The organism is Aquicella lusitana (assembly GCF_902459475.1).
GTDB lineage: Bacteria > Pseudomonadota > Gammaproteobacteria > DSM-16500 > DSM-16500 > Aquicella > Aquicella lusitana.
In genome coordinates this window covers 93,475-120,434 of sequence record NZ_LR699115.1, presented here as the reverse complement: position 1 = coordinate 120,434, position 26,960 = coordinate 93,475, and the positions used below count along the sequence as shown (strand labels likewise).

Here is a 26,960-nt window from a genome sequence, read left to right as displayed (position 1 = left end):
TGGTTCACCGGACAGTAGTGGAGCGCAGCGAAGGATCTCTATATGCACAAGAGGAAATCCTTCGCTGCGCTCAGGATGACAAATTCGTGAATCTGTCAAACGGCCAAAGTCCATTATTTAAGAATAGCCTTTGTAGAATATCATGATATTTCCCAATGGCCAGTCCATTTTAAATTTTTTATAAAAGTGCCCTCGTTTTTTCTTCTTTTTCTTGGCTTGACGCAGTAACAATTTTTTTTGAAGCTGTGCTTCTTTCTCTGACTTTGATAGCAATTTTTTTAATTTTTTATGTTTATCAAGTTTAACTTCCGCAGTGATAATAAAGCACGTTTAAATCCTTTCGAATAACAGTCATGTTAGCTGTCCTGTTGAAGCGACACTTGATGCGATTAGGAGTAAATAAGGAAAGGTATTTTTCCTTCTCCACCTGTGATTTAACCCTCAGAATAACAATTTTAACGTTAACCTACTAATTAACTTGAAAAAACATGGCCGCTAAGCACTGAATTGAATTTGCCAGCTCCATATGCGTTATAATAAAAATAACACGTTTCTCATGACGAGGAGCAAAGCGCTATGAAAACACCAGCAGGTAAAATTGCCTTGCTATTTAGCCTCATGATGATGCATCCAATCTGTTTAGCCGAACCAAGTGACTGGAACACCTACGCTAACAGTTTGCAGAATTGCACGCCTTCTACACATGAGATAACCGGTGCCAACCTGGGTGGAATCACTATCACTTACAAAATCTTAGGGTTTGATGCAGCCGGCAATTGTCAGGTCACTTTCACTCAGCAGGCTCCTGGAGGAACAACCTCATCGGTGTCGCGTATCTGCACCTATTCGCGAGAAAACCTACCCGTCGTCGTTACCTACATGAAAGGAATTGCGTCAGGCAATTACGCCACAGATGAGAATACCAAGCGAATCGTCGCGGGTGCTTGTAAGGAAATGAAATAAAAGCAATACCAGTTATTCTCTGTACAGAGCCAGTTATTATTCTATTGTGCGCAATAAAACTGAAAAATCATCATGTACCAAAAGCATATGGTTGGGCGGTATTTCGTGCCACTCCGCCTGATAACTAGTTAAACGCTCAGACGCCACTAATACAACTCCAATCTTGCCTTTCTCATCCTGACTGATATGGCATGCTCCATCATGATACTCATATCGCGAACCAGTGGCATAATAAAGGGTTGCAGGCTTTTCGTTAGCATCCGAATTATATCTGATCGCAACCATGCTTTTTCCATTGGTCACAACTGCATTAATTCGTGAAGCAGAGTAACACTGGTGAAGATCTTTTATTTTTTAATTTCACGTAGGGTGGCTAAAAATAGTCTGGCCGTGTTTTCTGCATTAAAATGCAGTTTTTCCTGTTTAAATAATTCCAGAAATAACGCGAATAAGTGTTCTGAATCAGTCTGGCCTTGAACCCAGTTATAGATATCGTCTGATAACTTACGGCGCAGAAAACGCTTAATTTTTTCAAAGCCTCCTATATCGCCATTGTGCATAAAGAGATATTGATCATAGTTGAATGGATGGCAGTTAAATTGCGATACATAGCCCCGGGTCGCAGAGCGTACATGCGCAAAAAAACAGTTTGATCGTAATTTTGCAGCCAAATGTTTCAGATTCAAGTCATTCCAGGCTGGCTGTATAGACTTAAAAACACCAGGGGTAAAATCAATATCCTGCGCATACCAGCCCAAACCGAAACCATCACCATTCAGCGGCTCCTTCATTTCAAGCGCGTGCGTGCTTTGTTTTATAAGCGAGTGATCCGGCTTAAACAGCACTTCATCCAGAACTAGCGGGTTGCCGATGTAAGCAATAAAACGGCACATGGTACTTCCTGTAGGATTCACACAACATGTATTAAGTTATCAGTATAACATGCCTGATCGGTGAACTAAGTCTGGCTTTTTTCCTAAAAAATCAGCTTGCATTCATTAAATAAAAAAGCTTGGTGGATGCTGCAGAATGCTTGCCACCGTGTCCTAAACAAGCATTGATAACAGCCCCATATTATTATCTTTTTGATTTTAAATATTTTATTACCAAGCTGATCATTTGATGATCCTTTTTATTATTAGTGTATAATTTCCATAATACTGCATCCATGACATACGAACGCGCATGCTTCCCAATAAAACAGAAAGCCTTGACTGGGCGCACCCACTGGTGCGCGATTGGTTTACCAGCGAAATAGGATGGCCTACTGAACCGCAACAGCACGGCTGGCCGCATATTCTGGCAGGCAGAACAACCCTGATTTCCGCTCCAACAGGCTCGGGCAAAACCCTTGCTGCCTTCCTGGCATGTATTGATCGTCTGGTACGGCAGTCGTTATCAGGAAATCTGCCGGAGCAAACGCAAGTCATCTATATTTCACCGCTCAAAGCGCTAAGTAATGATATACAAAAAAATCTCATGGCGCCCTTAAACCAAATTCGCAAGCTGGCCGAGGAGCGCGGATTTAACATGCAGGAAATCCGGATTGCACTGCGCACTGGCGACACACTGCCACGTGACCGACAAACCATGCTTAAAAAACCGCCGCATATTCTAGTAACCACGCCTGAATCACTTTATATTCTGCTTACCGCAGAAAAAAGCCGCGCCATGCTATCGGATATAAAAACCGTCATTGTGGATGAAATTCATGCGCTCGCCAATAACAAGCGCGGCTCGCATCTTGCTCTGTCACTTGAACGCCTTGATGCGCTAATACAGTACTCACCTGTGCGGATCGGACTTTCCGCTACACAGAAACCCATTGAACTCGTTGCCCGCTTTCTTGCAGGATCTAAGCGTCCCTTGCCGCAAATAGTCAATATAGGACACGCAAGACATCTGGAATTAGCGATTGAAACACCTGTCAGTGAACTTGGCGCCGTTGCTTCCAATGAAATGTGGGACGAAATTTATGACCGAATAGCAGAATTAGCCAAACAAAATCGGTCCACCCTGGTGTTTGTTAATACACGCCGATTGTCTGAGCGTATAGCACATCACCTGGCTGAACGTCTGGGCGATGATCAGGTCGCAGCACATCATGGTAGCCTTTCACGCAAAATACGGCATACAGTGGAATCAAAACTAAAACAAGGCGAATTGAAAGTATTAGTCGCTACAGCCTCGCTGGAATTAGGGATTGATATAGGCACGGTAGATCTGGTTTGCCAGATTGGTTCGCCGCGCGCGATTGCCATTGCTCTGCAACGTGTTGGCCGTGCAGGACACTGGCATGGTGCTATATCCCGGGGACGCTTTTTTGTCACCACGCGCGACGAGCTTATGGAATGCGCTGCCCTGCTATACGCGATCCAACAAGGCGATCTTGATCGACTGATTATCCCTGAGCAGCCTATCGACGTCCTGACCCAGCAAATCATTGCTATTTGCGCTACGGGTGAATGGCGTGAAAAGGATTTGTTTGAACTAACTCGCCGAGCCTATCCTTACAGAAATTTATCCCGGGACACATTTAATACGGTTTTGGAAATGCTTTCTGAAGGCGTAGCAGGTTCGCGCGGGCGTTATGGTGCCTATTTGTTTCGCGACCGTGTGAATGGATTAGTGAAACCGCGTCGCGGTATTCGCATGACCGCCATCATGAACGGCGGCGCGATTCCTGAAAACGGTTTGTTTACCGTGATTGCCGAACCCAATAACGTGATGGTAGGCACGCTAGATGAAGACTTTGCCGTTGAAAGCAACCGCGGCGATATTATTTTACTCGGCACCACCTCGTGGCAAATTAAGCGCATCGAAAGCGCGGCGGGCCGTGTTCTTGTTGAAAATGCACACGGCGCGCCACCCAGCGTTCCTTTCTGGCGTGGCGAAGCGCCAGCAAGAACGGATGAGCTTTCATGGTATGTTTCTGATTTGCGCCAAAAATTAAACGATAGACTGCCGAATGCTGAGATATCGCATGAAGACATAAAAAAGCATCCCAAAAGTTCCGCAGCGATTGCGTGGTTAAAAAAGCATTGTGGGCTGGATACAGCGGGCGCAGAGCAATTAATCGACTATTTAGTACAAGGGCGGGCCATACTTGGCGCCGTCCCTACGCAACAGACAGTGATTGCCGAACGTTTTTTTGATGAAGGCGGCGGCATGCAACTCATCATTCATGCTCCATTTGGTGCTCGCATCAACAAAGCTTGGGGGCTGGCTTTGCGGAAACGGTTTTGCCGCTCGTTTAATTTTGAACTGCAAGCGGCAGCAACTGATAATGGCTTGAATATCGCATTAGCAGAGCAGCACAGCTTCCCGTTAACAGATGTCTTTCAATTTCTTCATCCGCATTCCACTAAAGAAGTCCTTACTCAGGCAGTTTTACAGGCGCCGCTTTTCACTACCCGCTGGCGCTGGACAGCAACGCGATCGCTTGCGTTGGTGCGGTTTCGTTACGGAAAAAAAATACCGCCCAATATACAACGCATGCTTTCCGATGATCTGCTTGCTGCTGTTTTCCCTGATGCAGCAGCGTGCCAGGATAATCTAGGCGGACGCGACATTGAGCTGCCAGATCATCCACTGATCAATGAAGCAATAAAAGACACATTAACGGAAGCACTTGATCTGGATGGTTTCCTTTCCGTGTTAAATGGCATCGGAAATGGCTCCATCCAGTGTCTTGCTATTGACACGCCTGTTCCCTCGCCATTCTCGCATGAAATTTTAAACGCAAATCCCTACGCTTTTCTGGATGACGCGCCACTTGAAGAAAGAAGAGCGCGAGCCGTAGAAATGCGCCGAATACTGCCCGAATCAGTTTTGCAGGAAGCAGGCAAGCTAGACCAAGCCGCCATTGATGAGGTGCAGCGCGAAGTCTGGCCTGATATTAGAAATGCGGATGAATTACATGATCTGTTACAAACCCTTATTGCTTTTCCCCAACCTGATACTTTTACGGAGCGTCCCCTGACTGGCTAGTCCGATTTTTTCGCTGAGCTGGTAACAGCAGGACGAGCGGGTATTGCAAAAATAAACGACCAACCTCACTGGATAGCTGTTGAAAAAATAAAAGTCTTTACTGCCATTTATACTCACGCGACGCTCCCCGGCTTAAGCAATGATTTTGCGCAAGATGTACCCGATCGTGACACAGCGATTGAGCGTATGGTGCGGGGATGGATGCAACATTTAGGTCCCACTACTTGCTATGAGTTGAATAAATTACTCTCCCTGGATGTGAGCAGTATCGAACAGGCACTGCTAAAACTGGAATCAAGTGGCTTGATATTAAGAGGCCATTTCAGAACGCCTGCGCGAGGCGAGACGGAATGGTGTGAAAGAAGATTGCTTGCCCGCATCCATCGCATGACACTGGGTAGGCTTCACAGGGAAATTCAGCCGGTGTCTGCGGCCGAATTCATGCGCTGGTTATTGAAGTGGCAACACTTGGCGCCTGAAACCCGCTTGAGCGGCGAACAGGGCTTGCTCGAGGTCATCAAACAGCTGCAAGGTTTTGAAATACCAGCGAATGCCTGGGAACAACAGATTTTTGCAAAAAGGATCAAAGACTATGACCGGGATATGCTGGATCGTTTGTGCTTAACTGGCGCAGTAGGTTGGGGCCGTCTGTCGCCACACGCTGCTGTCACCGAACCTGAATCTGTCATGACCAGTAACGATGCGTTACCTCGAAACACAAAACGCATTATGCCGACCAGTGTAGCGCCTATCACCTTCTTTATCAGAGAAGAAGCAGACTGGATGGCCGGCCCTGTTTATCATGAGGAAAATCTGGCTAGATTAAGCCATGCTGCAAAAAGCATTTATAACTATCTCAAACAACGCGGGGCCTCTTTTTTTACTGACATTGCACGGGGCGTTAACAAACTTAAAGCGGAAATTGAAACAGGCTTGTGGGAATTGGTCACTGCAGGACTTGTCACAGCAGATGGGTTTGATAACCTGCGCGCCTTAATTGATCCACGTCGTCGATCGGATAAAAGGCGCAGACGCATCCAGACACGATTTAGCTCCGGACGATGGTCGCTACTCTATGGCCATGAACCCGCCCCAGAACCAGAACAACTTGAAGCCGCCTGCTGGATGCTGCTCAAACGCTATGGCGTCGTCTTTCGTGATTTGATTGTGAGAGAAAAAAATAGTCCCCGCTGGCGCGACTTGCTCAACATGTTCAGGCGAATGGAAGCCCGTGGAGACATCAGAGGCGGCCGTTTTGTAGATGGTTTTCTAGGCGAACAATTTGCATTGCCTTACGCCGTAGATTCATTACGTGCGATTAAAAAACAAAACCCGTGCGATGAAATCACCGAGTTTTATGCTGTGGATCCGCTCAATCTAGCCGGTATCGTTTTACCCGGCCCACGCATCCCAGCGACTTCCGGGAAAAAACTTACTTTGCTAAACGGTGTTATCTCCTCCTAAAAATACGCTTTTTTAACTGCAACATTCTTTGAGAATCGCTCTTTTCTCAATGTATGACACAGACTATAATACGGGCTTGAACGGAAGCTTAAGGTCAATAGAATGGTCAAAAACAATGGGCTAATCGCTTTTCTACTGTTCGTTTTCCTGCTTTGTTTTGGCGTCAGCGCTTATGGGGAATCGCAAGATGTGTTTAAACGATTGCATGCGTCTTATCCTGACAGCATAGACAAAATCACATGGAACTATATTGCCTGGAAAGATGGAACGCGCACACCCATACGAGGAAACGTCCCACTGCTTGACTACCTTGTAGGTTTATTTTATGGGGTGGACTACTCCTATGGTAGTATCTCCAAAGAAGATGTCTTAAAAGATTCCTATGAATCATTTTTTAAAAAAATGTATGGCAAGTCTTCGGTTGAAGTAAACAAAAAACTTGTGACCATTTACTGGATGCCTAACGTGTTTGGTAAACGCTATCCGCTCAAAGTCACTACCGTCAATGGGGTTGATAAAAAATTACGTCGCATTTCAGCCGAACTGGAAAAACTACCTCCCTCTTATTACAAATATCTTGCAAATCCGGCCGGAAGTTTTTATTGGCGCAAAGTAGCGGGACAAAGTTATTTAAGTTCTCATAGTTTTGGAATTGCGATTGATATTAATTCGTCTTATTCCAATTATTGGTTATGGGATGTGCGAAGATTAAAACGGTCTATCACTGAGATAGGGTATCGCAACCGCATTCCATTGAGGATTGTAGAAATCTTCGAAAAAGAAGGTTTTTTTTGGGGAGGAAGATGGTTTTTTTACGACACAATGCATTTCGAATACAGACCTGAACTTGTTATGCCCGCTTAGCTAAAAATGGATAATTTCGTTACAAATTAAATTCATTGTTTATCATTTGAATTTATAATGTTAATCAATGTATTAAATTAAGATAATGATTTAAATTATAGATATATTGATCAATAGGATTTATCCCTATATATTTTAGTGTGGAAAAAAATTATAATTAAAAATATAACAACAATACATTTTCACGATTGTAAGGATGCAATACGCGCTAAAATCATCAGCTCAATCCCACCATTTATCAAGGAGAACAGATATGAGCCATGAACAAGATAAGCAACGCAAGGAACAGGAACGCCGACCGGGGCATGAACAAGAACGCCGTCCAGGCGGAGGCCAGGAACAACAGCGCCGCCCGGGTCATCAAGAGCAAGAAAAGCAAAAGAAATTTTAAATAAGCAATATAATGCATGGGAGAGACAGCTATGGCCTCTCCCGTGTTGTTTTACATGACTAAATTCATTCCTAAAATTTTTTCGCTCAGGCCAATCATAGTCAGCAAATGAATCTGAATCTTGAAATTTATTTTTCGATCAATCTGCTTTTTATTCGCGTCTTGCTGTATTCTTTTAAACGTTCTTCTATTTTGAAGTAAACACTGTCTTTTGGAAAATTACCGCGCTTTTCCCGCTTACCTGCCGGCAATCCCGTCAGTAATGAAATAGCGTCATCAATGGTTTCAATGGGATAAATAAAGAATTTTTTTAATCTTGCCGCGTCAACTACATCTTCTCTCAGCATTAAATTTTTGATATTAACAGCTGGGATGATGACACCTTGCTTGCCGCTTAGTCCTCTTGCCTTGCAAACATCAAAAAATCCTTCAATCTTTTCATTTACACCACCTATAGCCTGTACCTCTCCGTATTGATCTATTGATCCCGACACGGCAAGAGATTGAAGGAGAGGAATTTCAGCAAGCGCCGAGAGCAAGGCGCAGAGTTCGCCCACAGAGGCACTGTCGCCATCCGTCCAGCAGTAAATCTGTTCAAACGCCAGACTAACTGAAAGCGAAAAAGGCAGGTCCTGATTAAATCGACTTGCAAGAAAATTAGCAATAATGAGACCTGCTTTAGAATGGATAGGACCCGCCATTTTGATTTCACGTTGAATATCAATTAACTTGCCTTTCCCTAGCCGCACTCTGGCTGTCACACGTGTAGGATGACCATAAGAAAAATTTCCTACTCTTCTAACCGACAGGCAATTTGCCTGGCCAATGGCTGAGCCCTCTGTTTTGATAATAATGAAATTTCGTAGAATGTCTTCGTAATAAAGCTGTCTTGTTCGATCCATTCGGTGGATCTGTGCCTGAATGGCCTGTTTTATATGTGCTTCTTTTACCATTTTTTTGCGTGCGACACCTGCGTAATAATCAGACTCCAGCAACAAGTCTTCAATGTCACGTATATGAGTTGATAATTTCTCAACATCTTCAGCCAGACGAGAACTGTAATCGATCACGGCCGCAACAGCTGAAATGTGAAATGGGCGTAGCTTCTTTTGTTTGACGATCGTTGCGATCAGTTTGGCGTAGAGTTTTGTATTTTTTTTATTACGCTTTATCTGCTCATCGAAATCAACAGCTACTTTAAAGAGTTCTGTGAAATCAGGATCATGCTGGCAGAGTGAGTAGTAGGTTTTGCGGTCACCCAACAAAATCACTTTAATTTTTAACGGAATGGACATGGGTTCCAGTGAAACTGGCTTAATGGAATCGTATTCATTTTCAAGCGGCTTAATTCGAATCTCTTGGGAATAAAGTGCTGATTTCAATGCTTCCCATGCCTCGCGGTTAGCTTTTAATTTACGGGCTTCTACAAGTAAATAACCTCCATTTGCCCGATGTAAATCACCGGCACGGATCAATGTAAAATTGGTGACAAGCGCGCCCATCTCGGAAGTATGTTCTATGCGACAAATCAAAGAGGAGTAAGATGGAGCTTCTTCAAATATAATCGGCGCACATTTTAACTCCGCATTATCCACCAGCAGATTAACTTTATATTTTGTCAAAACAGGATTTTCATAAGTAAAAGTATATAAATTGGTTTTTTCATCCTGCCTGATAAAATCAGCAATATTCTCCATGACATCTTGCTTAATATTATTCAGATAGGCGATAACAGAAGGGAATGACTTATACTTTTTTTTAAGCTTGCTAAAAATAGGTTTTAAAACTATTGAAACCATTTTTAATTGTAATTTCTTTTCTCTTTTATGTTTCTTTTTGTAAAGAGAAGGCGTTTTTTCTGCTTTGGAATTAGATTCTTTTTCTCTGGAAAAATACTTGTTAATCTTCATCAGCGCTGAATGATACTCATCACTCTCAAATACAGCCAGAATGCTAGCACCAAGCTCATGTATAAAACTTTTCATATCTTCCTGCAAAACTCGACCCAGACCGGGCGGCAATTGCAAGGCGATGGGCTTATCAGGCATAGCGAAATTATGGATATAACACCAGTCAGAAGGCACTGGCAACTTCTTTGCATGCGCTTCCAAGATAGCTTGTACAAATGAACGTTTCCCTATACCGGAGGGCCCCATCGCATAAAGATTATATCCGTGGCTTTCGATGTTCACGCCAAATTGAATAGCATGCAAGGCCCTTTCCTGACCCACAAAATGTGTGAATGAATTCATTTCATCTGTTGTTTTGAAATTTAAATGAGAAAGATCCACTTGCGGGCGAAGTAATTTATAATTGATGGGATTGATTTTTTTCATCATTATATCCGATCAAAATGAATCAACTCACAATTTCTTTTTCCTCATTTGGCGCCACCAAAGCGCTTCTCAACTTCGACTAAATATGTGCGGAAGAATAAATGTAGTCAGCGCCATTGAGTAAAATGAACAAAATAGCAAGTGTCATTGTTCCTCCTTGATCCACCATCGAGACAAATAATGAAAAGACCCATTATGTGTCTTAATAACTTCTGTTGCTGGTGCCTGTAACGGGTTGCGAGGCAGGCGTTGTACCTGGCGCATTGCCGGTTGTCTGTTCTGTTGCAGGAACAGGTGGCACAACAGTTTCAGTCACTGCTGGTGTCCTATAAGTAAAGTAGTAAATCAAAACAGCGATGATGATCAGCACAACAATAATGGCGATCATGGAAGTCGTACGATTTTGTTTGGGTGTTAAGTTCGGATCATTGATGTTGGCCATAACGCCTCCTCGGCATACGCCAGTTTGGCTGGGTTAGAATTATTAAAATTCTTATTTTATGTTACCATAATTTAATAGGATAAATTATGATCAAAAATATCAATTAAGGCATTATTCAACCAAGATTTAATTCCCATCCTCTGTACAGAGATTCCCATCAAAAATAAGGAGAAAAGTAAAGATTATGAAACAGCGCTTTCTAGCACAATAGGCGACACAATAATACGACGGCTTGCGCTAAATTTATCGCCAAATTTTTGCAATCCCTCCACTCGCATTGCAGGTGCGTCATGCGTTAAATATTGTTTGAGATGATTATAAGAATCGACCAGATAGTTGACGCGAATGTGTTTTTTTCCATCATCTTCTTCACCCTTAATTAAACCAATCTCAGCTTTTTTAAAGCCATCTAACTTTAGCATAGCTTTAATATGTTCCAGCAGCCATTTGTAATAATCATCATAAATTTCATGACTCACGTTTAAATTGACTTCGTAAATAACCATGGCATTTTCCTTGTATAGTCAAAACAAGCCTTTTTTAAACTAGGTGTTCATCCCCAATAATTTTCTGGCATAGCTGCGCATGACTTCATTTACATGTGAATACGCCAATGCAAAACCGTGAAAAGCTGCGACGCTAAGACGCAGTAACACCATTTCGTCAATGGCTATAACAGTCGCCGTTCGTATACCTGACAGAGAATAAAATCCCGTTTCATTGAGTCCAATGGCATCTCCAGGAATTAAGGTGGCAACCGATTCTGTTTGGTCTGGATGGTTTCTGTCCTTGATGCATCTGACATCCGCTTTTCCACTGACGATAAGATAAACGCTGTCAACCGGATCGCCTTCTTTTACAATAATCTCCCCCGGCGAAACGTGTTTTTCAACCAGTAGCGACGCGAGGATTTCTATTTCTTCTTCTCTGAGCTGCGAAAAGCAGGGTTGCTTTCTAAGCATCAGTTTTTTGGTATCAGTATCGATTTTATCAGCCATATTTTCATCCTTAAAAATATTCGTCTGTTCGATTTCAGTATAATACATTATTATCAAAATGTTGGTAAGTTAAGCGAGCATTACTCGTTTTTAGCAGCGAAGGTAACCATTTTTTCTCCAGAAACAGGCGGTGCAACCATTCTCCACCGGGTTGCACCGTGACAAAAACCAGCCGTTTCTTTGCGAAAGGAACGACAGGGATAGCACACTAGCGCAATCTGTTGGGAGAATACGGTCCGAGTATTGTTGTCTATATATTGAACACCTCTAGTGATGTTTAGTTGAGTCTATAAAAATTTACTTTATACTCGCTGCCTTGCATACATCGCGCTATCGGAATTAGTGGCTATATCCTTTTTCTGCTAGCATATGAAAAGCTTATCTCACGAAACTAAATGCGGTTCAGCTATCGACGGGATTTATTTTAAACAATGCACAACGATCTAAATCTCAAAATTTGTCCATGTTTGGGCAAAGCAAAACAGGCCGAGGAATAAAAGCATGCGGCTCATAAAGATCATTCTGCTTTTCTTAACCGCATTCGTGATAAGCCTGCACGGCATTACTGCGCAGGCTGCGATTCATATTATCGCTGCCGAAAATGTGTATGGTGACATTGCCCAGCAAATAGGTGGTCGTTATGTCAGCATATCGAGCGTGCTTAATAGTCCCAGCCAAGATCCCCATTTATTCAGCATGAAACCCAGCATAGCAAAACAGGCAGCGGAAGCGGATATTATCATTTACAACGGCGCTGATTATGATCCTTGGGTGAAATCGCTACTTGCTATTCAAGGACAGAAACGTCGATCGGTTATTAATGTCGCCCAACTAATGGGCATTCGATCAGGCAGCAATCCACATCTCTGGTACCTGCCCGAAACCATGCCCCGTTTTGCTGAACAGCTAACAAGCCAGCTTCAACAATTGGATCCTGCTCATCAGGATTATTTCGGTTCAAGGCTCAAGCAGTTTAAGCAAAATTATCAAATTATTTTGGATAAGATAGCAACATTAAAAAATCGATTTCAACATACGCCAGTGATTGCTACCGAATCTATTTTTAATTATATGGCCGACAGCATCGGGCTTGTGATGCATGGCAAAGCGTTTCAGATCAGCATCATGAACGATGTACCGCCTTCCATTTCACAAATAAAACAGTTTGAATCCGATCTCCGTCAGCATACCGTACGCGTCCTGATTTACAATAAACAGGTGATGAATCCCATGACAAACCGCATGATCGCCATCGCCAGCGAAGAAAAAATCCCGGTTGTAGGCGTCAGTGAAATGATACCGCCCGATACAACGTTTGTAGAGTGGATGATAAACCAACTTAACGAGCTTGAAAAAGCCTTAGCTAACAAGCATGAGCCTCATTCATGAATAACCATATTGTCATTAGCACTGAACACGCCGACATCGGATATAAAGGACGTCAGCCCGTTATTGAAAATATTAATATATCGATTCGCGCAGGCGAGTTTATAGGTATTTTTGGCCCCAACGGCTCGGGTAAAAGTACATTCTTGCGAGCCCTCCTGGGACTATTAAAACCACTGTCGGGAAAGATTAACGTGTTGGGCGCAGCGCCTTACCAGGGCCATAAACAAATCGGTTACATGCCGCAAATGCGCACTCACGCCTCCGTTGCAAACCTAACGGGCCGCGCCATTCTATCAGCATCATTTAATGGTACTCGTTATGGGTTACCTTTTCTCCCCAAAGGGAAGCGGTTAGAAATACAAAAAATCTTGGAACTCGTCAACGCGAATAGCTATGCAGACAGGCCGCTGCATACGCTTTCAGGCGGCGAAAAACAGCGTATTTTTCTAGCGCAAGCACTTCTGGACAAACCTGATATTCTATTACTGGATGAACCGCTGGCCAATCTCGATCCTCGCTATCAAGATACATTTATACGCTTGCTGCAGGATATCCAGCAGCACTTGCATGTTACTATTCTATTTTCCGCACATGACCCCAACCCTTTACTGGACGTGATGAACCGCGTCTTGTATTTTGCGCAGCGAAAAGCAATCATCGGTGCAGTGGACGAAATCATCACCAGCTCCATGCTGAGTTCACTCTACGGCATACCGATTGAAGTCATTCATATTAAAAATCGACTATTTGTTTTGGGCGAAGGGCGTCATATACACGAGCAGGAATTGCATCACCATGATTAGCTTACTTTCAACTATGTTTGAATACAATTTCATGCAGCACGCTTTTATCGCAGGCACCATTGCAGCTATTCTAGCCGGCATCGTAGGTTATTTCGTCATTATCCGTAACCTCTCCTTTGCAGCACATGCTTTAGGACACATCGGTTTTGCGGGCGCAAGCGGCGCATTATTAATTGGCTTAGCCCCCATCACCGGACAATTTCTATTAACGATGATAGCTGCTATCGGAATAGGCGCATTTGGTAATCGGATTAATAAAAGCGATATGGCTATTGGCATTGTTCTATCCTTCTGTCTGGGACTTGGCAGTTTATTTCTGCATTTCCATCAGGGGTATGCCGGGCAAGCAACCATCATCCTTTTCGGGAATTTATTGGGTGTTTCCGACCAGGATATTCAAATTATGTTTTGGCTGATGATTATCAGTTTGCTTGCAATGGCATTCATTAGTAGACGATTATTGTTTGCGAGCATTGAACCGGAAGTTGCCGAAGCCAAAGGCATTTCACTCTTCTGGATTGCCGTTTTCTTTGTCCTTATCCTTGCTATTGCTGTCACACTGACTAGTCAGGTCGTAGGCGTCATCCTGATTTTTACACTCTTGGTTGGGCCCGCTGCCATTGCTGTACAATGGACATCGCATTTTTGGACAGGCATTATTTTTAGTACGCTCCTTGCAGTAGCTATCGTCTGGGCAGGTATCTGTCTTTCCTACTTCACTGACTGGCCTATTAGCTTCTGGATCAGCGCCATTGTATTTGGCTTATATATAATAAATACATTTAAAAACAGAACCGCATTGAGGTAAAATGAATCATTGGCTTGCTCGCTATTCAGCAGGAGCGAATGCATGAACGACCATGATTTCTTAATTATCAACACCTCCAACCGTTCTGTAAAAGAAATAATTGATCATATTGAAAATATATTGCGGGAAAAGCAAATCACCATTTTTGCACGCATAAACCACAGCGCGGCAGCCCGTGCTGTGGGTCTCACCTTGCAGGATGAAGAAGTGCTGATTTTTGGTAATCCCCAGGTTGGCACCGCTCTGATGGTTGAATCCCCTGCGATTGGCATTGAATTGCCGCTTAAAATCGTTGCCTGGCGAGCCGAACAAACCACCTTTGTCGCTTATCACAATTATGACCGTTTGGCTGATCTCTTTCACATTCAAACATCCATTCAGACCATTCACAAGTTTAATGGTTTTTTAAAAGGAATCATTGACACAGTTATTTAAATTTGGAATCAGGAGAAATAAGTATGCAAAAAGAACTTGTAGGCAAATGGAAAGTCGTGTGCTGCCAGCTAAAAACCAAATGGTTACCTGACTCCATTTTCAAGGAATTCCGTTATTCCTTTACACCTGACGATAAATTTCTTTTGGATTGGGCAGATGTCACTTATCCCCAATTTGTAGGCGGTTTTCCTAAAAGCAAGTCCGGCAAAGTGATTATTAATACTGATACCCAACCGCATCAGATTGATTTTATTCCAGATGAAGGTCCATTTGCAGGTAAAAGACTACAAGGTATTTTTGAGCTGGATCATGATATTTTAAAAGCGAACTTTGCTTTCCCAGATAAACCCAGGCCCTCCCGGTTCAGCGCGGGGCCGGATGAAGTCTATGAGGTTTGGCAACGCATTGAATAACTTATTCAATATTTTTGTGTTTTATTTCAGGAACCACTTTGGGGGTATAATAGTAAGAATTCAACCTTCTTACTGCAGCATCGGAGGTGAGTGATGTTAAAACTCTCATCGGTTGCGCTACTAGTAGGCTCCTTGGTTCTATGTTTCCCTACATTTGCTCAAGTGACGACAGAGAAATTTTCATTTCCACCTGTCGCCTGGACATCACAAAGTCCTAGCGATATCGTGACGATTGAAAACGGCACCGGCGCAAATCTCATTATACATATTACGGTAAATGGTGGCACGGATGCAGGCGGTATCAATGTTAGAAATTGTGGAGCAACAACACGTATTAATGCAGGCAGTTCAGCTGTATGCGCTACCAAAGACCCTGCAAGCCCAGTCAACTTTAATACCGATGGCCCAAATGCTGCAACCGGAACTTATCAAGTGAGACAACCTAGTTAAATACGAGGCAAATTAACTACCCCAAAGCTCATGTAAGCGCTGATCACGCCCACATCGATAACGGTAAAATTTATACCGAATAGGATTTTTTTGATAATATTTCTGATGATAAGGTTCAGCGATATAAAATGTTCCTGCTGGCAATATTTCAGTAACAACTTGTGGGAATCGGCCGGATTTTACCAACTTCTCTTTGCTTTCTATCGCAAGTCGTTTTTGCTCCTTATTATGATAAAAGATCACAGCTCGATATTGATTCCCTTTATCACAAAATTGTCCGCTGGCATCAGTAGGATCAATGTTATGCCAAAAAACATCCAGTAATTCCTGGTAGCTGACTTTTTTTGGATTATAGGACACTTGCACCGCCTCATAATGCCCAGTCTTGCCCTGAGAAACCTGTTTATAGCTGGGTGTAGCCACTTCTCCGCCTGTAAAACCAACTATCGTTTTTTCAACCCCGGGGACTTTGTCAAAATCCGCTTGGACGCACCAAAAGCAGCCGCCCGCAAAGGTCGCAATCGCTGCATTCGCTAATGAAGCTGAAAAGAAGGAAAAAATTAAAGGAAACAGGAGAACAAGCCATTTTTTAATAAAATTCATAAACATTCCTTCACCTGAACATTAAGCAAATGAATCCTTCATCTTTAACATTTAAATATTCGTTATACTAATTATATGACAAGTCTGAGGGTAAGGTAATGAAATTTCATCGCTTTAAAATATTTTTCATTTTTATTATTTTATTTTCATCGCTTGGTTTAGTTTTTGCCGCAACCCCGTATCAAAAGCCAAGCGATGATGTCATAAAAAAACGGCTTACACCCATGCAGTACTATGTCACACAAGAAAAAGGCACTGAACCGCCTTATAAAAACGCCTATTGGGACAATAAAAAACCTGGCATTTATGTTGATATTGTATCGGGTGAGCCCTTATTCAGTTCATTAGATAAGTATGATTCCAAGACGGGATGGCCCAGTTTTACCAAGCCGCTCGAATCAGGCAATATTATCTTGAGACCGGATCCGGGCTGGTTTATAGACCGAACTGAAGTGGTTTCCAAACATGGACAATCCCACTTAGGACACGTATTTGATGATGGGCCGCCACCAACTTACAAACGCTATTGTATGAATTCAGCCGCACTCGAATTTATTCCAGCTGAAGAGCTGGAGAAACGAGGATATGGCCAGTATGCTCATTTATTCGAAAAAAAATCAGACAAAAAGAAATAATCATTGTAAAGTGTCCGTACCCTTCGTTAAGTAAAGTAAGGAGAGTAACATGGAAAGCCGTCTAAGCAGCTTGCTACAAGATAAAGGATACACCATTCATCTCATCTCGCCTGACGTGACCGTTTATGAATGCGCGAAAAAAATGAACCTATTAGGTATAGGTGCTCTACTGGTAATGGAAGATGATAAATTAATTGGGATTGTGAGCGAACGTGACATTATTCGCAAGGTTATCAGCTGTAATTGTGAAGTAGGAAAATTTAAAGTAGCTGATATCATGACAACAGAGCTTGTTACAGTTACACCTTCCACATCCGTTGCCGAAGCAATGCAACTAGTCACCGAAAAACGGTTTAGGCATCTGCCTGTCATAGAAAATGGTAAACTGATTGGTATCATCTCTATCGGCGACTTAACGCGATGGACTATGCTCGCACAAAAAAACGAGATTTCATCGCTGACAAAATATATTCACGGCGACCACCATCAATAACTAAAAAATTTACTTATCCTTCTGGTACGTATTGCGTTTCCGCCCGCGTTTCGTTTGCCTTTATAAACTGCTTGATACGTAAATAACTGGTAAATAATACCAGCATGGTAAAAAGGCCGGCTAAAATTGAAAAATAATTTGGCAACCAGATCATCAAAATAAAAAATATAAAGGCTTCCGCTCTTTCAATTAATCCTGGGCTATAATGAAATCCTTTTTTTGAATAGTTTGTACTGAAAATTCCCACTACCAAAAACGAAGTAATACACAGATAACAACTGCCCAGCATGGCAAGTGTCATCCAGCCACGGTGTACAGGGTCAATAGCAAATAACCCAATTATAATCGCTAGCTCAACAATACGATCCGAGATAATATCAAGCACACAGCCTGTATTAGATGCTTTGTTATCCATTCTTGCAAGGGTACCATCCAGGGTATCTAAAAATCCGGACATTATCAGCAAGGTGATAGCAAATGAAGGTAAATTCAACATCAGCGCCGGCAACACCAGCAGGCCCGTCAGACAAGACGCATAAGTAATACGCTCTGGTGAAACATTTTTCATGCAGCGGGCAATCGGATCGGCTATACAAAGCTGGTATAAAGGACGCAGATAGGTTTCAAGCATGGGGATTATCCAAAAATACGTAAAAACCGTACTAATTTTCGAATACGATTAGAAAAAAGTAAAGATGTATAAAATTCTCCTGCTACTCGTTTGCTTATTTCGCTCAACGTAGGATAAGGCACGATTACATCTGTCATGGTTCGTATGTGTTTCTTATCCTGCACTGCCAGGATCCACGGTAATAATAGTTCACCTGCATGCGGTCCCAATAGGGATACGCCTAGGATTTTCCCTCTGGCCGTGGTCACCACTTTTATTTTTCCCCGCGTTCTATGCTCTGCCTGAGCCCGGTCATTTTCGGTGAAATCCCATGTCAGCACACGCGCGTCAGGAAATTGTTTGAGTGCCTCCCTACTGCTTAAACCTACATGAGCAAGTTCGGGCCCCGTATAGGTTACCCATGGCACGGCATAATAATTCACCTTGGCTGGCCAGCGAAACAAAATATTTTTAATCACAATGCCTGCGTGATAATTTGCCATGTGGGTAAACTGATACGGGCCTACAACATCGCCGATTGCATAAATATATTTGTTGCTTGTTCGCAAGCTGGCATTCACGTCAATCCCCTTCTTTGAATAGCGAACACCTGCCGCTTCCAGATTAAGCCCTTGTATATTGGCTTGGCGCCCAGTCGCGACGAGCAAATCAGAACCGGTCACTATCTGCTGCTGCCCCTCTTTTTCAAATACAATGTCAATTTGGCCTTCTCGCTGATTAACTTGCGTGATTTTCACCCTTTCATGCAAGGTTAATCCGTTCTTTATTAGTTCCTCGCGCAAAACGCCTACCAGATCCTCCTCATCACGCGGCAGAATGTTAAAAGCCTCCAACAGCGTTACACGGGCACCCAGCAGTAAAAATGCCTGTGCCAATTCGCAACCAATGGGGCCACCGCCAATGACAATAAGGTGTTCGGGTTTTTTAATCACATCAAAAATCGTTTCATTGGTATAAAAAGGCACTTTCTCTAGCCCTGGGATGGGCGGTATGGCGGGAGAAGATCCTGTTGCAATCACAAAACGGCGGGCTTTGATAATAGTATCGCCGGCAAGCAGTGTGCGGCTATCTTTAAACGTGCCTGGCTTTTGAATGACTTGCACACCCAATTTGGTAAACCGCTCAACAGAATCGTTGGCGCTCAAGGTCTGGATAACACCGTGAACATGCGCCATGACTTTTGAAAAATCAACCGACACTTCCATGGCCGATAACCCAAACTGTTCTGCTTCACGCATATCCTGAGCGCGTCTTGCTGCTGCCAAAAGTGACTTGGATGGCACACATCCATAGTTCAAACAATCACCACCCATTTTCCCAGCTTCCACTAAAGCGACTGACGCTCCCATCTGGACAGCAACGGCTGCGGTGCTTAACCCACCTGAACCGGCACCAATCACACAAAGATCAACGTGGAGCATCGTCATCAGGATCTCCTTTTCCATCTTTTATAAATGACGGGTAATAATGCAAGCAGCGCAAGGCCCAGCAACGGTAATAGAATGGGAGGTGCAAAAATAACATTTAATTGAGGCACCTGATCGGAAGCCAGAACGGTGCTTAAGCCATTTCCCACCATCACATACACAAAAGTACCCGGAATAATGCCTATAAAAGTAGCCACAATAAATGTGACAGGCCGTACGGCAAGCAATCCCGCGGCAACGTTAATTGCCCAAAAAGGAAAAAGAGGAATGAGCCTTAAAATAAGCAGATAGTTAAATGCATTCTCATTAAAGCCTTTTTCCATTTTCGCCACCCAACCGCGCGCCCTAGCTGCAAGCGAGACACCCAATGCACTGCGTACTGCAAGGAACAAAAGTGTCGCGCCAAGTGTCGCACCTGTCACAACATAAAGCGTCGCAATAGGGCCGAATAAAAAACCGCCTGTCAGCGTAATAAACACCGCCCCCGGCACAGATAACGCAACCGCAACGATATAAACCATGATGTAGATAATAGCGGTCAGTAGATAATGTGCCTCTGCCCAGCCGCGTAATAACGCATGATAATCTTTTAACGCAGAAAAACTGAGGTATCGGTGCCAGCCAAAATAAAAAACGCAGCCTAGTCCAATAACGATCAAACAAAGCGGGAGCCATCTTAACAGCAATTTCAAATGCATTGTCATCCCTCTGCTTTCCTTCTCACCGGGTATAACATTCCGATTTTATCAACAAATGTGTAACATGTCGCACAGTAAACGTATTTAAAGCCAGGGAGCGATATATTGGTCTGTGCCACGAAGTGAACGCCGATGATCCTGCCAGGCAGGATCGAATTGGGCGACCAGCGCCCAGAACTGAGGGGAATGATTGAGATGACGAAGGTGACAAAGCTCATGAATCATGACATAGGTAACGAGTTCAGGCGGCAAAAAGATGAGCTTATAATTAAGATTGATTGCCTTATCGCAAGTACAACTGCCCCATAAGGATTTCTGGTTGCGAATAGTGACATGCTTATATTGTAGCCCCGTTTGCAGACTAAGTTTTTCGAGCAGCGGTATCAAAACCAGTTTAGCCTGCTGTTTTAGCCATTTACCCAGTAATGTCTTGCAAGTTTCATGGTTATGCACGTCGCCCATCAGTACAATTTCATTATCTGGGCGGCAAACCAGCTTTAAACGCGATTGACATGCCATATAAGTTACCGTCCAGCTTTGCCTGAGAAAGTGTATGTCTATCTTTTCTGGCAATACGTCAGGATACCAGGGTTGTAAACGTTGCAAGTGTTTAGTAATCCAGCTTCTGTTCTCTTCCAGAATTGCGGGAATTTCCCGGATATTAAATCGATATGGGACAGTGATTTCCAGTTGATGTGTTTTTGTTACCCTGATTTTTACATGTCGCGCACGTCGGTGCTTTCTAATGAAAAAAAGCGGCGGCCATGTAATCAAAGCGGTATCATTTATAGACGCGTTGTTACTCATTCAGTTGAGATGATCCTAGTTATCAGATCAAGATATGCCTGGTCATAATGTATTTTTTTATCGGCTATATGCAGTATATAAAAATACTGATAACAATCCAGTTTTGATGCCGATTTATTTTTTTCTTTCTGATCCTGCGCTTCGATTAACAGCATTAAAGCACAATATAAAATCGCCATTCTATCTACAATAAATTGAATATTAAGTGATTGCAATTCCGGATTAAGCTGGCGAAACTGGCTTAATTCGCGCTCAAATTCATTGAGTTTTTCCGCCAGCAATTGTGTGTGTTTTGACGTAACATCTAATTTAGCAAATTCACCTTGCATGAACGTTATGTAGATCTGATCAATATCATACTTAAGAATATCTTTCAGAACTTGCATGCGCAAAATATTATGTGTTCCTTCCCAGTTTTCGCACACAATGCAGTCGCGCAATAAACGTGGAAGCGATGAAAATGTTTCGATTGTACCGTTACCGGCCAATACATCCAGCGCATGATGAATATGCTCTACCGAGTAAAGCGCTGTCAGGTATTTTTGTATATTGACGAGTAATCTTAATAATAACTTTCCATCCTGATTGGGCCATTCTCCTATATCCAGCTGATCCTGCAATCGAGCGGTGGCAAAAATAGCCGCCAGCATAGCCGCATTTTCAGCCTTGATACGGGCCAAATTTTCGCGGATTAAAGGGTAATCCAAAATGGGATGCGCAAACGCTTCACGGTATTTTGCGTACGCGCGTGCGATTGTGTACGCGCGACGGGCCATCCCCAATACACAAAAAGCATTAAACAACCTGGATAAATGTAAAACATTATCCATGACAAGATGAAAGCCTTCTTCTAACGAACCCACCGGAATGGCGTGAGCACCGCAAAAATCAATTTCACCCGTCGCCATGGAACGTGTACCAATTTTGTCCTTCAACCGCCTTAATCGATAATGATTTTTTTTCCCCTTCCATTCGGCGGGCACAAGAAACAATCCCAATCCTTTTGTACCCTGAACAGTCTGATCATACCGCGCGGTAATAAAAATCAGATTGGCACCCGCATTAGAACAAAACCATTTCTCACCATAAATGCGCCATCCTTCTTTTTGATCATGTTCAGCACGCACCGCATTTTGACCGACATCTGACCCGCCTTGTATTTCTGTCAAAAATTGCGCACCTGTAAAGTTAGTTTGAAAGGAAGGCGATAATAATTTTTCCAGATAAAAGGCTTTGTCAGGAAAATCGGGGACACGCTGTAAAACCCGAATGATGCCGGCTGAACAGGCTATAGGACAATTGTGCCCGGCCTCGCCCGCTTGCGAAGACAGAAACAGGAGTGACAGGCATTCTACCAAGCCGCCAGGTTTTGCCATTTTGGCAAGCAGGCGGGATGCATAAATAATATCACCCGCCTCAATATAACTAGGATGATGTTTTACTTTATCGATACGCTCACCCAATGCGTCATATTCGTCTAAATGTGGCAAGTTAGCAGACAGGTTATTTTCATTCACAAGCGGTTCTAACCTGCTTGCTACTGCATCACCGAAGGCTTCTAGCTCGGCGTTAAACGTTGAAAACGTGTTCGGCAATGAAAATTGTACTGTATGAATTAAATCATTGTCGCGGGTATAGCTATTCTTGCTAATATCAGCCTGCCATTCCATCAATGCAATTCTTGCAGCTTGTTGCACCTCGTCGTTTAGTTCATCCATGATTCACCATTGATATAAGTTAAATTTAATATGCGTAATCACAAGAATAACAAACCGCCCAGAATCTATCTAGCTAACGAAATACCTGAGTGAAACAGCCAGAATATGGTTGACGCTTTAATGATGTGCCATTAATGCCGGATAAATTCCTTTTTTGCATTTTCATGAATTTTGCGCTCGAGCGACTGTGAAAGTGAAACAATCCTGTCTTCTGTCCTCGGCATGCGTTCGACAAAATGCCGGGTCATTTTCAAGAGAATATTGCTTCCTGTTTTCTGAAAAAGAAAAGGAAAAATAGCATGAACCAGGCAGGCGACGCCCGCTATCAGCATGTTCATCCCAAACAGAAAAGCAAATTTGAAATGCTGTAGATAGCTTTCTCCTATACTTTTGGGGTGATCGGTAAAAATGTTCTTCATGATGACGCCATTCCTTTTGCAAGACAGAATGGCCGTATTTTACATGGATCGCCTATTACACTCCACCGTCACTCGCCTGATCTGTATTGACAAAACCTCTATTTACGATTATTTTTCATGCCTTATCTTCGGGGCAGGGTGTAATTCCCTACCGGCGGTAATTTGCTAACTTATTGATAATTAATCGGTAGCAAAAAGCCCGCGAGCGCACTTTCATGAGGCCATTTTGCCCCATGAGAGCTGGTCAGCAGATTTGGTGCAAATCCAGAGCCGACGGTTAAAGTCCGGATGAAAGAAGATAAGCCAGTAAACATATCCTTCTGTTGTTGCCCTAAATAGGTCACAACTGCCGGTATGTTGTGGCATGCATTCATAAAAAGCCCCGAAGCCGACTATAAGGGCTTAATACATGCAGGCAACAACCCATTCAAGCTTCATGTCACTCGCACTTCAACTGGCTGAACAAGGCCGTTTGACGGTTTCGCCTAATCCGATGGTAGGTTGCATTATCGTCAAAGATGACCGCATTGTCGGACAAGGATTTCACCAACGCGCGGGTGAACCGCATGCAGAAATTTATGCTCTGCGTGAAGCTGGAACCGCAGCCCGGGGCGCAACTGCCTATGTTTCACTCGAGCCCTGCTGCCATTACAATCGAACACCGCCTTGCACGGATGCCCTTATTCGGGCAGGTATAAAAAAAGTTTACGTCGCCTGCCTTGACCCCAATCCACTTGTGGCAGGTAAAGGCATTGAAGCGCTGCGGGAAGCAGGAATAACGGTTGAAACGGGCATGCTAGAGGCAGAAGCAAGCCGCTTAAATGAAATATTTTTTCATTTCATGCGCCATAAGCGTCCCTTTGTGATTGCCAAATGGGCCATGTCACTGGATGGAAAAACCATCACTCATCCACACGATTCCAAAAATATTTCCAGCAGTGAGTCACGGCATACTACTCATCTGCTAAGACAACAAGTTGATGCTATTTTAATTGGCGCGCGCACAGCCATCGACGACAACCCACTGCTCACTGTCCGTCTTGATGCAGAGAATGAAAAAAACATCAAACATCCTGTTCGCCTTATTTTATCCAGCCGCGGTGAACTACCGCTTGATTTACGGCTTTTTGATTCCTCAATGCCCGCTAAAATCCTGCTAGCTACAACTGATGCAATGAAGGCAGATCAGCACAAGGCCTTGCGCGATAAAAATATTGAAGTACTGGTTTTGCCTCCCGATGAACAAGGTCGGGTTGATTTATCAAGTCTTTTGGACGAACTTGGCAAAAAGAATATTACTAGTCTGCTGGTCGAAGGCGGGATGACTATACATGAGAGTTTTTTCAGAAAAAACCTAGTAAACAAAATCCATGTCTATCTTGCGCCTGTGATTATAGGCGCTATGAAACAAAAACAGCTTATCCCTTACGTCCAGTTTTCTCAAATCCACGGCGATTTTCATTTTGAAGCCAACTATTATAAGGAGCACACATGTTCAGCGGAATAGTCGAAACAATGGGTATCATTACTCAACTGGAAATAATAAATGGATGCAAACAATTTACCATTTCACCTCAATCTGTCTTTAACGACCTTGTTGTGGGCGACAGCATTGCTGTGAATGGCGTATGCCTAACTGTTACCCAGTTTACCGACCAAAGCTTCCAGGTTACTGCTGTTCCTGAAACCTTACGGCTAACCAATCTGGATCGGCTCACCGTCGGCAGCAAGGTTAATCTAGAGCGCTCATTGACATTAAATCGTCGTATTGGCGGTCATTACGTGCAAGGCCATGTGGATGGGATCGGTCAAATCCTAGAAATAAAAAACGATGCGAGTGACGCCTGGCTGGTGAAAATCAGTCTCCCGGAAAAATTATCAAAATACGTGGTGCCCAAAGGCTATATTGGCCTGGATGGCATGAGCATCACCGTCATCGAATCCACGCCTGAATGGTTTACAGTAACCTTTATCCCCCATACACAGGCCGTCACCATCACACATCAATATAGCGAAGGCGACATGATTAATATCGAAGTCGACATAATGGGTAAATATGTTGAAAAATTGCTGGGAGGGTATGCTAATGCGTCCTGAAATTAAACGCGTGGAAAAAGCGCTCGCGGAACTGCGCCAAGGCAGAATGGTTATTTTGACGGATGACGCCAGCCGTGAAAATGAAGGTGACTTGGTGTTTCCAGCTGAAATGATTACACCTGAAATCATGAATTTTATGATTCGTGAAGGCAGCGGCATTGTTTGTCTGCCGCTTACCTCCGATAAATTAAAACAATTGCAATTACCCTTGATGGTTCCACCGAATGAAAATACCAGTTTTGTCAGTACACCCTTTACAATTTCCATTGATGCAAAAGAAGTAAGTGGTGTTTCCGCGGCAGATCGTGTAAAGACTGTTCAGCTCGCTATCAGTGATGATGCAAAACCGGAAGATCTGGCAAGACCCGGCCATGTGTTCCCCTTGCATGCCAAAGACGGCGGGGTGCTGGAACGCCAAGGCCATACCGAAGGTTCCATTGATTTAATGCGATTGGCAGGTTTAAAACCCGCTGCAGTCATTTGTGAACTAATGAACACAGACGGCACGATGACGCGCGGCGAGCAATTGGAAAATTTTGCTGCCCAGCATGGGCTCACCTTGCTGTCCGTGAATGACATCCTTGCTTATCGTCTTAATCGCGAAAATCTGATTGAAGAAGAAACTGCTACATCGCTTCCGCTTGAAAATTACGGAATGTTTAACATCACTGTCATAAAAGAAAAAATTACCGGCGAACAGCATGTGGTCCTCTCCAAAGCCCCACGCGCCCCAGATGAGCCTTTGCTTGTGCGCGTCCATTCCTCTTGCACGACCGGTGATTTATTCGCTTCGCAGCGTTGTGACTGCCACCAGGAATTACACTTCGCCTTGAAAAAAATCAGTGAAGAAGGCGGTATGTTAATTTACCTGAGTCAGGAAGGCAGAGGCATTGGTTTATTCAACAAAATAAAAGCTTATGCACTGCAAGAACAGGGTTATGACACCGTTGAAGCTAACCAAAAACTGGGATTGCCGGTGGATGCCCGAAAATATTATATTGCAGCCAATTACCTGCGTAATCGGCACATTAATCGCGTACAGTTATTAACAAACAATCCGCATAAGATTAATGACCTCATCGCCTACGGTGTTGACCACGTCACCCAAGTGGCGCTGCCCGCTTTTGATAATGAACATAACCGCCATTATCTGCTTACCAAAAAACAAAAGCTCAATCACTCCATTCACCTTGATTTGCAATTAAGCAGTAAGGAAATTTGATAATGAAAAATAAATTTGCCATTGTCGTCAGTCAGTACAATCAATCTATAACAGACAAATTACTTGAAGGCGCTTTATCAGGTTTAAAGGCTCAAGGCATTAACCAGGACAGTATCACTGTGATCAGTGTCCCTGGTGCAGTTGAGATTCCTCTCCCTGCACAATTGCTGGCAAAATCAAAAAAATATGCAGCCATTATTTGTCTCGGCTGCGTCATTCGAGGCGATACAGATCATTATGATTATGTTTGTGAGCAGGTGAGCCAAGGTTGTCAGCGCGTGATGCTGGATTATGAAATTCCTGTCATATTTGGCGTTTTAACGACCAACAATATGCAGCAGGCTGAAGACCGTGTGGGCGGCAAAATAGGCCACAAAGGCGTTGAAGCAGCAGATGCGGCGATTCAAATGGTAAACCTAATGCAGTCAATTAAAACCGGGGATTCAATTTAATATTGTCACACG

The 26,960-nt window shown here is 43.4% G+C and carries 30 protein-coding genes and 1 riboswitch; of the genes, 17 read left to right on the top strand and 13 right to left on the bottom strand.

The genetic code is table 11. The features are described from left to right. Positions 1-576: 576 nt before the first annotated feature. Positions 577-963 carry a hypothetical protein gene (locus AQUSIP_RS10600; protein WP_114834660.1) on the top strand — a complete coding sequence of 129 codons (387 nt, stop codon included), beginning with the start codon at positions 577-579 and terminating at the stop codon, positions 961-963. A gap of 36 nt (positions 964-999) precedes the next feature. On the opposite strand, the gene AQUSIP_RS12510 is transcribed toward AQUSIP_RS10600, so the two are convergent. Both AQUSIP_RS12510 and AQUSIP_RS12505 read right to left on the bottom strand, forming a co-directional pair. Beyond that, positions 1,000-1,248, bottom strand: coding sequence for a class II glutamine amidotransferase domain-containing protein (locus tag AQUSIP_RS12510; RefSeq protein WP_232058698.1), 249 nt, complete (start codon positions 1,246-1,248; stop codon positions 1,000-1,002). Between the two features lie 62 nt (positions 1,249-1,310). Next, positions 1,311-1,856, bottom strand: a complete 546-nt coding sequence (locus tag AQUSIP_RS12505; protein WP_232058697.1) for a class II glutamine amidotransferase — start codon at positions 1,854-1,856, stop codon at positions 1,311-1,313. 292 nt (positions 1,857-2,148) lie between these two features. On the opposite strand from AQUSIP_RS12505, the gene AQUSIP_RS10590 reads away from it, so the two are divergent. The 4 genes from AQUSIP_RS10590 to AQUSIP_RS12390 all read left to right on the top strand — a co-directional run bounded on the left by AQUSIP_RS10590 (position 2,149) and on the right by AQUSIP_RS12390 (position 7,672). Further along, positions 2,149-4,953, top strand: a complete 2,805-nt coding sequence (locus AQUSIP_RS10590) for a DEAD/DEAH box helicase (protein ID WP_232058696.1) — start codon at positions 2,149-2,151, stop codon at positions 4,951-4,953. Positions 4,954-5,154: 201 nt separating this feature from the next. Then, a complete protein-coding gene (locus AQUSIP_RS12500) occupies positions 5,155-6,417 on the top strand; it encodes an Lhr family helicase (protein ID WP_232058695.1) in 1,263 nt (420 codons plus the stop codon). A gap of 102 nt (positions 6,418-6,519) precedes the next feature. After that, the gene (locus AQUSIP_RS10585) at positions 6,520-7,281 is read left to right on the top strand and encodes a M15 family metallopeptidase (RefSeq protein WP_114834659.1); all 762 of its coding nucleotides are present in this window, start codon (positions 6,520-6,522) and stop codon (positions 7,279-7,281) included. Positions 7,282-7,534: 253 nt separating this feature from the next. After that, complete coding sequence (locus tag AQUSIP_RS12390) at positions 7,535-7,672, top strand: hypothetical protein (protein WP_170131825.1); 138 nt, start codon at positions 7,535-7,537, stop codon at positions 7,670-7,672. A gap of 128 nt (positions 7,673-7,800) precedes the next feature. Here the strand turns inward: AQUSIP_RS12390 and AQUSIP_RS10580 are convergent, their stop codons facing one another. From AQUSIP_RS10580 to AQUSIP_RS10565, 4 genes are all read right to left on the bottom strand, one after another. Beyond that, entirely contained in the window at positions 7,801-10,011 is a 2,211-nt protein-coding gene (locus AQUSIP_RS10580) for a Lon protease family protein (RefSeq protein ID WP_114834658.1), read from the bottom strand. A gap of 199 nt (positions 10,012-10,210) precedes the next feature. Next, a complete protein-coding gene (locus tag AQUSIP_RS10575) occupies positions 10,211-10,450 on the bottom strand; it encodes a hypothetical protein (RefSeq protein ID WP_114834657.1) in 240 nt (79 codons plus the stop codon). A gap of 182 nt (positions 10,451-10,632) precedes the next feature. Continuing rightward, a complete protein-coding gene (locus AQUSIP_RS10570) occupies positions 10,633-10,956 on the bottom strand; it encodes a DUF4286 family protein (protein ID WP_114834656.1) in 324 nt (107 codons plus the stop codon). Between the two features lie 39 nt (positions 10,957-10,995). After that, positions 10,996-11,448: a cyclic nucleotide-binding domain-containing protein gene (locus AQUSIP_RS10565; protein WP_170131824.1), complete on the bottom strand. Its 453-nt coding sequence runs from the start codon at positions 11,446-11,448 to the stop codon at positions 10,996-10,998. 501 nt (positions 11,449-11,949) lie between these two features. On the opposite strand from AQUSIP_RS10565, the gene AQUSIP_RS10560 reads away from it, so the two are divergent. The 6 genes from AQUSIP_RS10560 (at position 11,950) to AQUSIP_RS10535 (ending at position 15,746) form a co-directional block, all read left to right on the top strand. Next, the gene (locus tag AQUSIP_RS10560; protein ID WP_114834654.1) at positions 11,950-12,837 is read left to right on the top strand and encodes a metal ABC transporter solute-binding protein, Zn/Mn family; all 888 of its coding nucleotides are present in this window, start codon (positions 11,950-11,952) and stop codon (positions 12,835-12,837) included. Beyond that, on the top strand, positions 12,834-13,640 hold the full coding sequence (locus AQUSIP_RS10555; protein WP_114834653.1) for a metal ABC transporter ATP-binding protein: 807 nt from the start codon (positions 12,834-12,836) through the stop codon (positions 13,638-13,640). The genes AQUSIP_RS10560 and AQUSIP_RS10555 overlap by 4 nt, the downstream gene beginning before the upstream one ends. Continuing rightward, complete coding sequence (locus tag AQUSIP_RS10550) at positions 13,633-14,448, top strand: metal ABC transporter permease (protein ID WP_197737875.1); 816 nt, start codon at positions 13,633-13,635, stop codon at positions 14,446-14,448. Before AQUSIP_RS10555 ends, AQUSIP_RS10550 begins: the two co-directional genes overlap by 8 nt. A 42-nt stretch (positions 14,449-14,490) precedes the next feature. Next, positions 14,491-14,883: a DUF302 domain-containing protein gene (locus tag AQUSIP_RS10545; RefSeq protein ID WP_114834652.1), complete on the top strand. Its 393-nt coding sequence runs from the start codon at positions 14,491-14,493 to the stop codon at positions 14,881-14,883. A 23-nt stretch (positions 14,884-14,906) separates the two neighbouring features. Then, entirely contained in the window at positions 14,907-15,296 is a 390-nt protein-coding gene (locus AQUSIP_RS10540; protein WP_114834651.1) for a TIGR03067 domain-containing protein, read from the top strand. 93 nt (positions 15,297-15,389) lie between these two features. Continuing rightward, positions 15,390-15,746 carry a hypothetical protein gene (locus tag AQUSIP_RS10535; protein WP_147277493.1) on the top strand — a complete coding sequence of 119 codons (357 nt, stop codon included), beginning with the start codon at positions 15,390-15,392 and terminating at the stop codon, positions 15,744-15,746. 12 nt (positions 15,747-15,758) lie between these two features. Here AQUSIP_RS10535 and msrA read toward each other — a convergent pair whose 3' ends face one another. Then, a complete protein-coding gene (gene msrA, locus AQUSIP_RS10530) occupies positions 15,759-16,349 on the bottom strand; it encodes a peptide-methionine (S)-S-oxide reductase MsrA (RefSeq protein WP_172621984.1) in 591 nt (196 codons plus the stop codon). Positions 16,350-16,447: 98 nt separating this feature from the next. Here msrA and msrB point away from each other — a divergent pair, with 98 nt between their 5' ends. Both msrB and AQUSIP_RS10520 read left to right on the top strand, forming a co-directional pair. Continuing rightward, entirely contained in the window at positions 16,448-16,984 is a 537-nt protein-coding gene (msrB, locus tag AQUSIP_RS10525) for a peptide-methionine (R)-S-oxide reductase MsrB (protein WP_114834649.1), read from the top strand. A 49-nt stretch (positions 16,985-17,033) separates the two neighbouring features. Next, entirely contained in the window at positions 17,034-17,477 is a 444-nt protein-coding gene (locus AQUSIP_RS10520; protein ID WP_114834648.1) for a CBS domain-containing protein, read from the top strand. A 13-nt stretch (positions 17,478-17,490) separates the two neighbouring features. Here the strand turns inward: AQUSIP_RS10520 and AQUSIP_RS10515 are convergent, their stop codons facing one another. The 6 genes from AQUSIP_RS10515 to AQUSIP_RS10495 all read right to left on the bottom strand — a co-directional run bounded on the left by AQUSIP_RS10515 (position 17,491) and on the right by AQUSIP_RS10495 (position 23,177). Further along, positions 17,491-18,108, bottom strand: coding sequence for a CDP-alcohol phosphatidyltransferase family protein (locus tag AQUSIP_RS10515; RefSeq protein WP_114834647.1), 618 nt, complete (start codon positions 18,106-18,108; stop codon positions 17,491-17,493). A gap of 5 nt (positions 18,109-18,113) precedes the next feature. Beyond that, positions 18,114-19,535: a dihydrolipoyl dehydrogenase family protein gene (locus AQUSIP_RS10510; RefSeq protein WP_232058694.1), complete on the bottom strand. Its 1,422-nt coding sequence runs from the start codon at positions 19,533-19,535 to the stop codon at positions 18,114-18,116. Beyond that, a complete protein-coding gene (locus tag AQUSIP_RS12495) occupies positions 19,535-20,239 on the bottom strand; it encodes a TVP38/TMEM64 family protein (RefSeq protein WP_232058693.1) in 705 nt (234 codons plus the stop codon). The genes AQUSIP_RS10510 and AQUSIP_RS12495 overlap by 1 nt, the downstream gene beginning before the upstream one ends. Before the next feature lie 78 nt (positions 20,240-20,317). Continuing rightward, the gene (locus tag AQUSIP_RS10505; RefSeq protein WP_114834646.1) at positions 20,318-21,040 is read right to left on the bottom strand and encodes a M48 family metallopeptidase; all 723 of its coding nucleotides are present in this window, start codon (positions 21,038-21,040) and stop codon (positions 20,318-20,320) included. Next, positions 21,037-22,758: an acyl-CoA dehydrogenase family protein gene (locus AQUSIP_RS10500; protein ID WP_232058692.1), complete on the bottom strand. Its 1,722-nt coding sequence runs from the start codon at positions 22,756-22,758 to the stop codon at positions 21,037-21,039. The genes AQUSIP_RS10505 and AQUSIP_RS10500 overlap by 4 nt, the downstream gene beginning before the upstream one ends. Positions 22,759-22,889: 131 nt before the next feature. Beyond that, positions 22,890-23,177 (bottom strand): DUF6356 family protein, encoded by a 288-nt coding sequence (locus tag AQUSIP_RS10495; protein WP_114834645.1) that lies wholly within the window; start codon positions 23,175-23,177, stop codon positions 22,890-22,892. Positions 23,178-23,297: 120 nt separating this feature from the next. Beyond that, a riboswitch (FMN riboswitch) is annotated at positions 23,298-23,481 on the top strand. A 105-nt stretch (positions 23,482-23,586) separates the two neighbouring features. Between AQUSIP_RS10495 and ribD the strand changes: the two genes are divergently transcribed. Genes ribD through ribH form a run of 4 tightly spaced genes read left to right on the top strand, consistent with a single transcriptional unit; the run spans position 23,587 to position 26,948 of the window. Further along, entirely contained in the window at positions 23,587-24,684 is a 1,098-nt protein-coding gene (gene ribD, locus AQUSIP_RS10490) for a bifunctional diaminohydroxyphosphoribosylaminopyrimidine deaminase/5-amino-6-(5-phosphoribosylamino)uracil reductase RibD (RefSeq protein ID WP_114834644.1), read from the top strand. After that, positions 24,669-25,274, top strand: a complete 606-nt coding sequence (locus AQUSIP_RS10485; protein WP_114834643.1) for a riboflavin synthase — start codon at positions 24,669-24,671, stop codon at positions 25,272-25,274. Before ribD ends, AQUSIP_RS10485 begins: the two co-directional genes overlap by 16 nt. Then, positions 25,264-26,496, top strand: a complete 1,233-nt coding sequence (gene ribB, locus AQUSIP_RS10480) for a 3,4-dihydroxy-2-butanone-4-phosphate synthase (protein ID WP_114834642.1) — start codon at positions 25,264-25,266, stop codon at positions 26,494-26,496. Before AQUSIP_RS10485 ends, ribB begins: the two co-directional genes overlap by 11 nt. 2 nt (positions 26,497-26,498) lie before the next feature. Further along, positions 26,499-26,948, top strand: a complete 450-nt coding sequence (gene ribH / locus AQUSIP_RS10475) for a 6,7-dimethyl-8-ribityllumazine synthase (RefSeq protein ID WP_114834641.1) — start codon at positions 26,499-26,501, stop codon at positions 26,946-26,948. Positions 26,949-26,960: the final 12 nt, after the last annotated feature.

Excerpts from the sequence above, each read along its gene's own strand:
- AQUSIP_RS10485 (WP_114834643.1), top strand. The coding sequence starts at position 24,669 with ATGTTCAGCGGAATAGTCGAAACAATGGGTATCATTACTCAACTGGAA.
- AQUSIP_RS10565 (WP_170131824.1), bottom strand. The coding sequence starts at position 11,448 with ATGGCTGATAAAATCGATACTGATACCAAAAAACTGATGCTTAGAAAG.
- AQUSIP_RS10585 (WP_114834659.1), top strand. The coding sequence starts at position 6,520 with ATGGTCAAAAACAATGGGCTAATCGCTTTTCTACTGTTCGTTTTCCTG.
- AQUSIP_RS10495 (WP_114834645.1), bottom strand. The coding sequence starts at position 23,177 with ATGAAGAACATTTTTACCGATCACCCCAAAAGTATAGGAGAAAGCTAT.
- AQUSIP_RS10535 (WP_147277493.1), top strand. The coding sequence starts at position 15,390 with ATGTTAAAACTCTCATCGGTTGCGCTACTAGTAGGCTCCTTGGTTCTA.
- AQUSIP_RS12510 (WP_232058698.1), bottom strand. The coding sequence starts at position 1,248 with ATGGTTGCGATCAGATATAATTCGGATGCTAACGAAAAGCCTGCAACC.
- ribH (WP_114834641.1), top strand. The coding sequence starts at position 26,499 with ATGAAAAATAAATTTGCCATTGTCGTCAGTCAGTACAATCAATCTATA.
- AQUSIP_RS10505 (WP_114834646.1), bottom strand. The coding sequence starts at position 21,040 with ATGAGTAACAACGCGTCTATAAATGATACCGCTTTGATTACATGGCCG.
- AQUSIP_RS10590 (WP_232058696.1), top strand. The coding sequence starts at position 2,149 with ATGCTTCCCAATAAAACAGAAAGCCTTGACTGGGCGCACCCACTGGTG.
- AQUSIP_RS10540 (WP_114834651.1), top strand. The coding sequence starts at position 14,907 with ATGCAAAAAGAACTTGTAGGCAAATGGAAAGTCGTGTGCTGCCAGCTA.
- AQUSIP_RS10520 (WP_114834648.1), top strand. The coding sequence starts at position 17,034 with ATGGAAAGCCGTCTAAGCAGCTTGCTACAAGATAAAGGATACACCATT.
- AQUSIP_RS10545 (WP_114834652.1), top strand. The coding sequence starts at position 14,491 with ATGAACGACCATGATTTCTTAATTATCAACACCTCCAACCGTTCTGTA.
- AQUSIP_RS12390 (WP_170131825.1), top strand. The coding sequence starts at position 7,535 with ATGAGCCATGAACAAGATAAGCAACGCAAGGAACAGGAACGCCGACCG.
- AQUSIP_RS10550 (WP_197737875.1), top strand. The coding sequence starts at position 13,633 with ATGATTAGCTTACTTTCAACTATGTTTGAATACAATTTCATGCAGCAC.
- AQUSIP_RS10600 (WP_114834660.1), top strand. The coding sequence starts at position 577 with ATGAAAACACCAGCAGGTAAAATTGCCTTGCTATTTAGCCTCATGATG.
- msrA (WP_172621984.1), bottom strand. The coding sequence starts at position 16,349 with ATGAATTTTATTAAAAAATGGCTTGTTCTCCTGTTTCCTTTAATTTTT.
- ribB (WP_114834642.1), top strand. The coding sequence starts at position 25,264 with ATGCGTCCTGAAATTAAACGCGTGGAAAAAGCGCTCGCGGAACTGCGC.
- AQUSIP_RS10575 (WP_114834657.1), bottom strand. The coding sequence starts at position 10,450 with ATGGCCAACATCAATGATCCGAACTTAACACCCAAACAAAATCGTACG.
- ribD (WP_114834644.1), top strand. The coding sequence starts at position 23,587 with ATGCAGGCAACAACCCATTCAAGCTTCATGTCACTCGCACTTCAACTG.
- AQUSIP_RS10515 (WP_114834647.1), bottom strand. The coding sequence starts at position 18,108 with ATGCTTGAAACCTATCTGCGTCCTTTATACCAGCTTTGTATAGCCGAT.
- AQUSIP_RS10580 (WP_114834658.1), bottom strand. The coding sequence starts at position 10,011 with ATGATGAAAAAAATCAATCCCATCAATTATAAATTACTTCGCCCGCAA.
- AQUSIP_RS12505 (WP_232058697.1), bottom strand. The coding sequence starts at position 1,856 with ATGTGCCGTTTTATTGCTTACATCGGCAACCCGCTAGTTCTGGATGAA.
- AQUSIP_RS10570 (WP_114834656.1), bottom strand. The coding sequence starts at position 10,956 with ATGGTTATTTACGAAGTCAATTTAAACGTGAGTCATGAAATTTATGAT.
- AQUSIP_RS10560 (WP_114834654.1), top strand. The coding sequence starts at position 11,950 with ATGCGGCTCATAAAGATCATTCTGCTTTTCTTAACCGCATTCGTGATA.
- AQUSIP_RS12500 (WP_232058695.1), top strand. The coding sequence starts at position 5,155 with ATGCAACATTTAGGTCCCACTACTTGCTATGAGTTGAATAAATTACTC.
- AQUSIP_RS10500 (WP_232058692.1), bottom strand. The coding sequence starts at position 22,758 with ATGGATGAACTAAACGACGAGGTGCAACAAGCTGCAAGAATTGCATTG.
- AQUSIP_RS12495 (WP_232058693.1), bottom strand. The coding sequence starts at position 20,239 with ATGACAATGCATTTGAAATTGCTGTTAAGATGGCTCCCGCTTTGTTTG.
- msrB (WP_114834649.1), top strand. The coding sequence starts at position 16,448 with ATGAAATTTCATCGCTTTAAAATATTTTTCATTTTTATTATTTTATTT.
- AQUSIP_RS10510 (WP_232058694.1), bottom strand. The coding sequence starts at position 19,535 with ATGACGATGCTCCACGTTGATCTTTGTGTGATTGGTGCCGGTTCAGGT.
- AQUSIP_RS10555 (WP_114834653.1), top strand. The coding sequence starts at position 12,834 with ATGAATAACCATATTGTCATTAGCACTGAACACGCCGACATCGGATAT.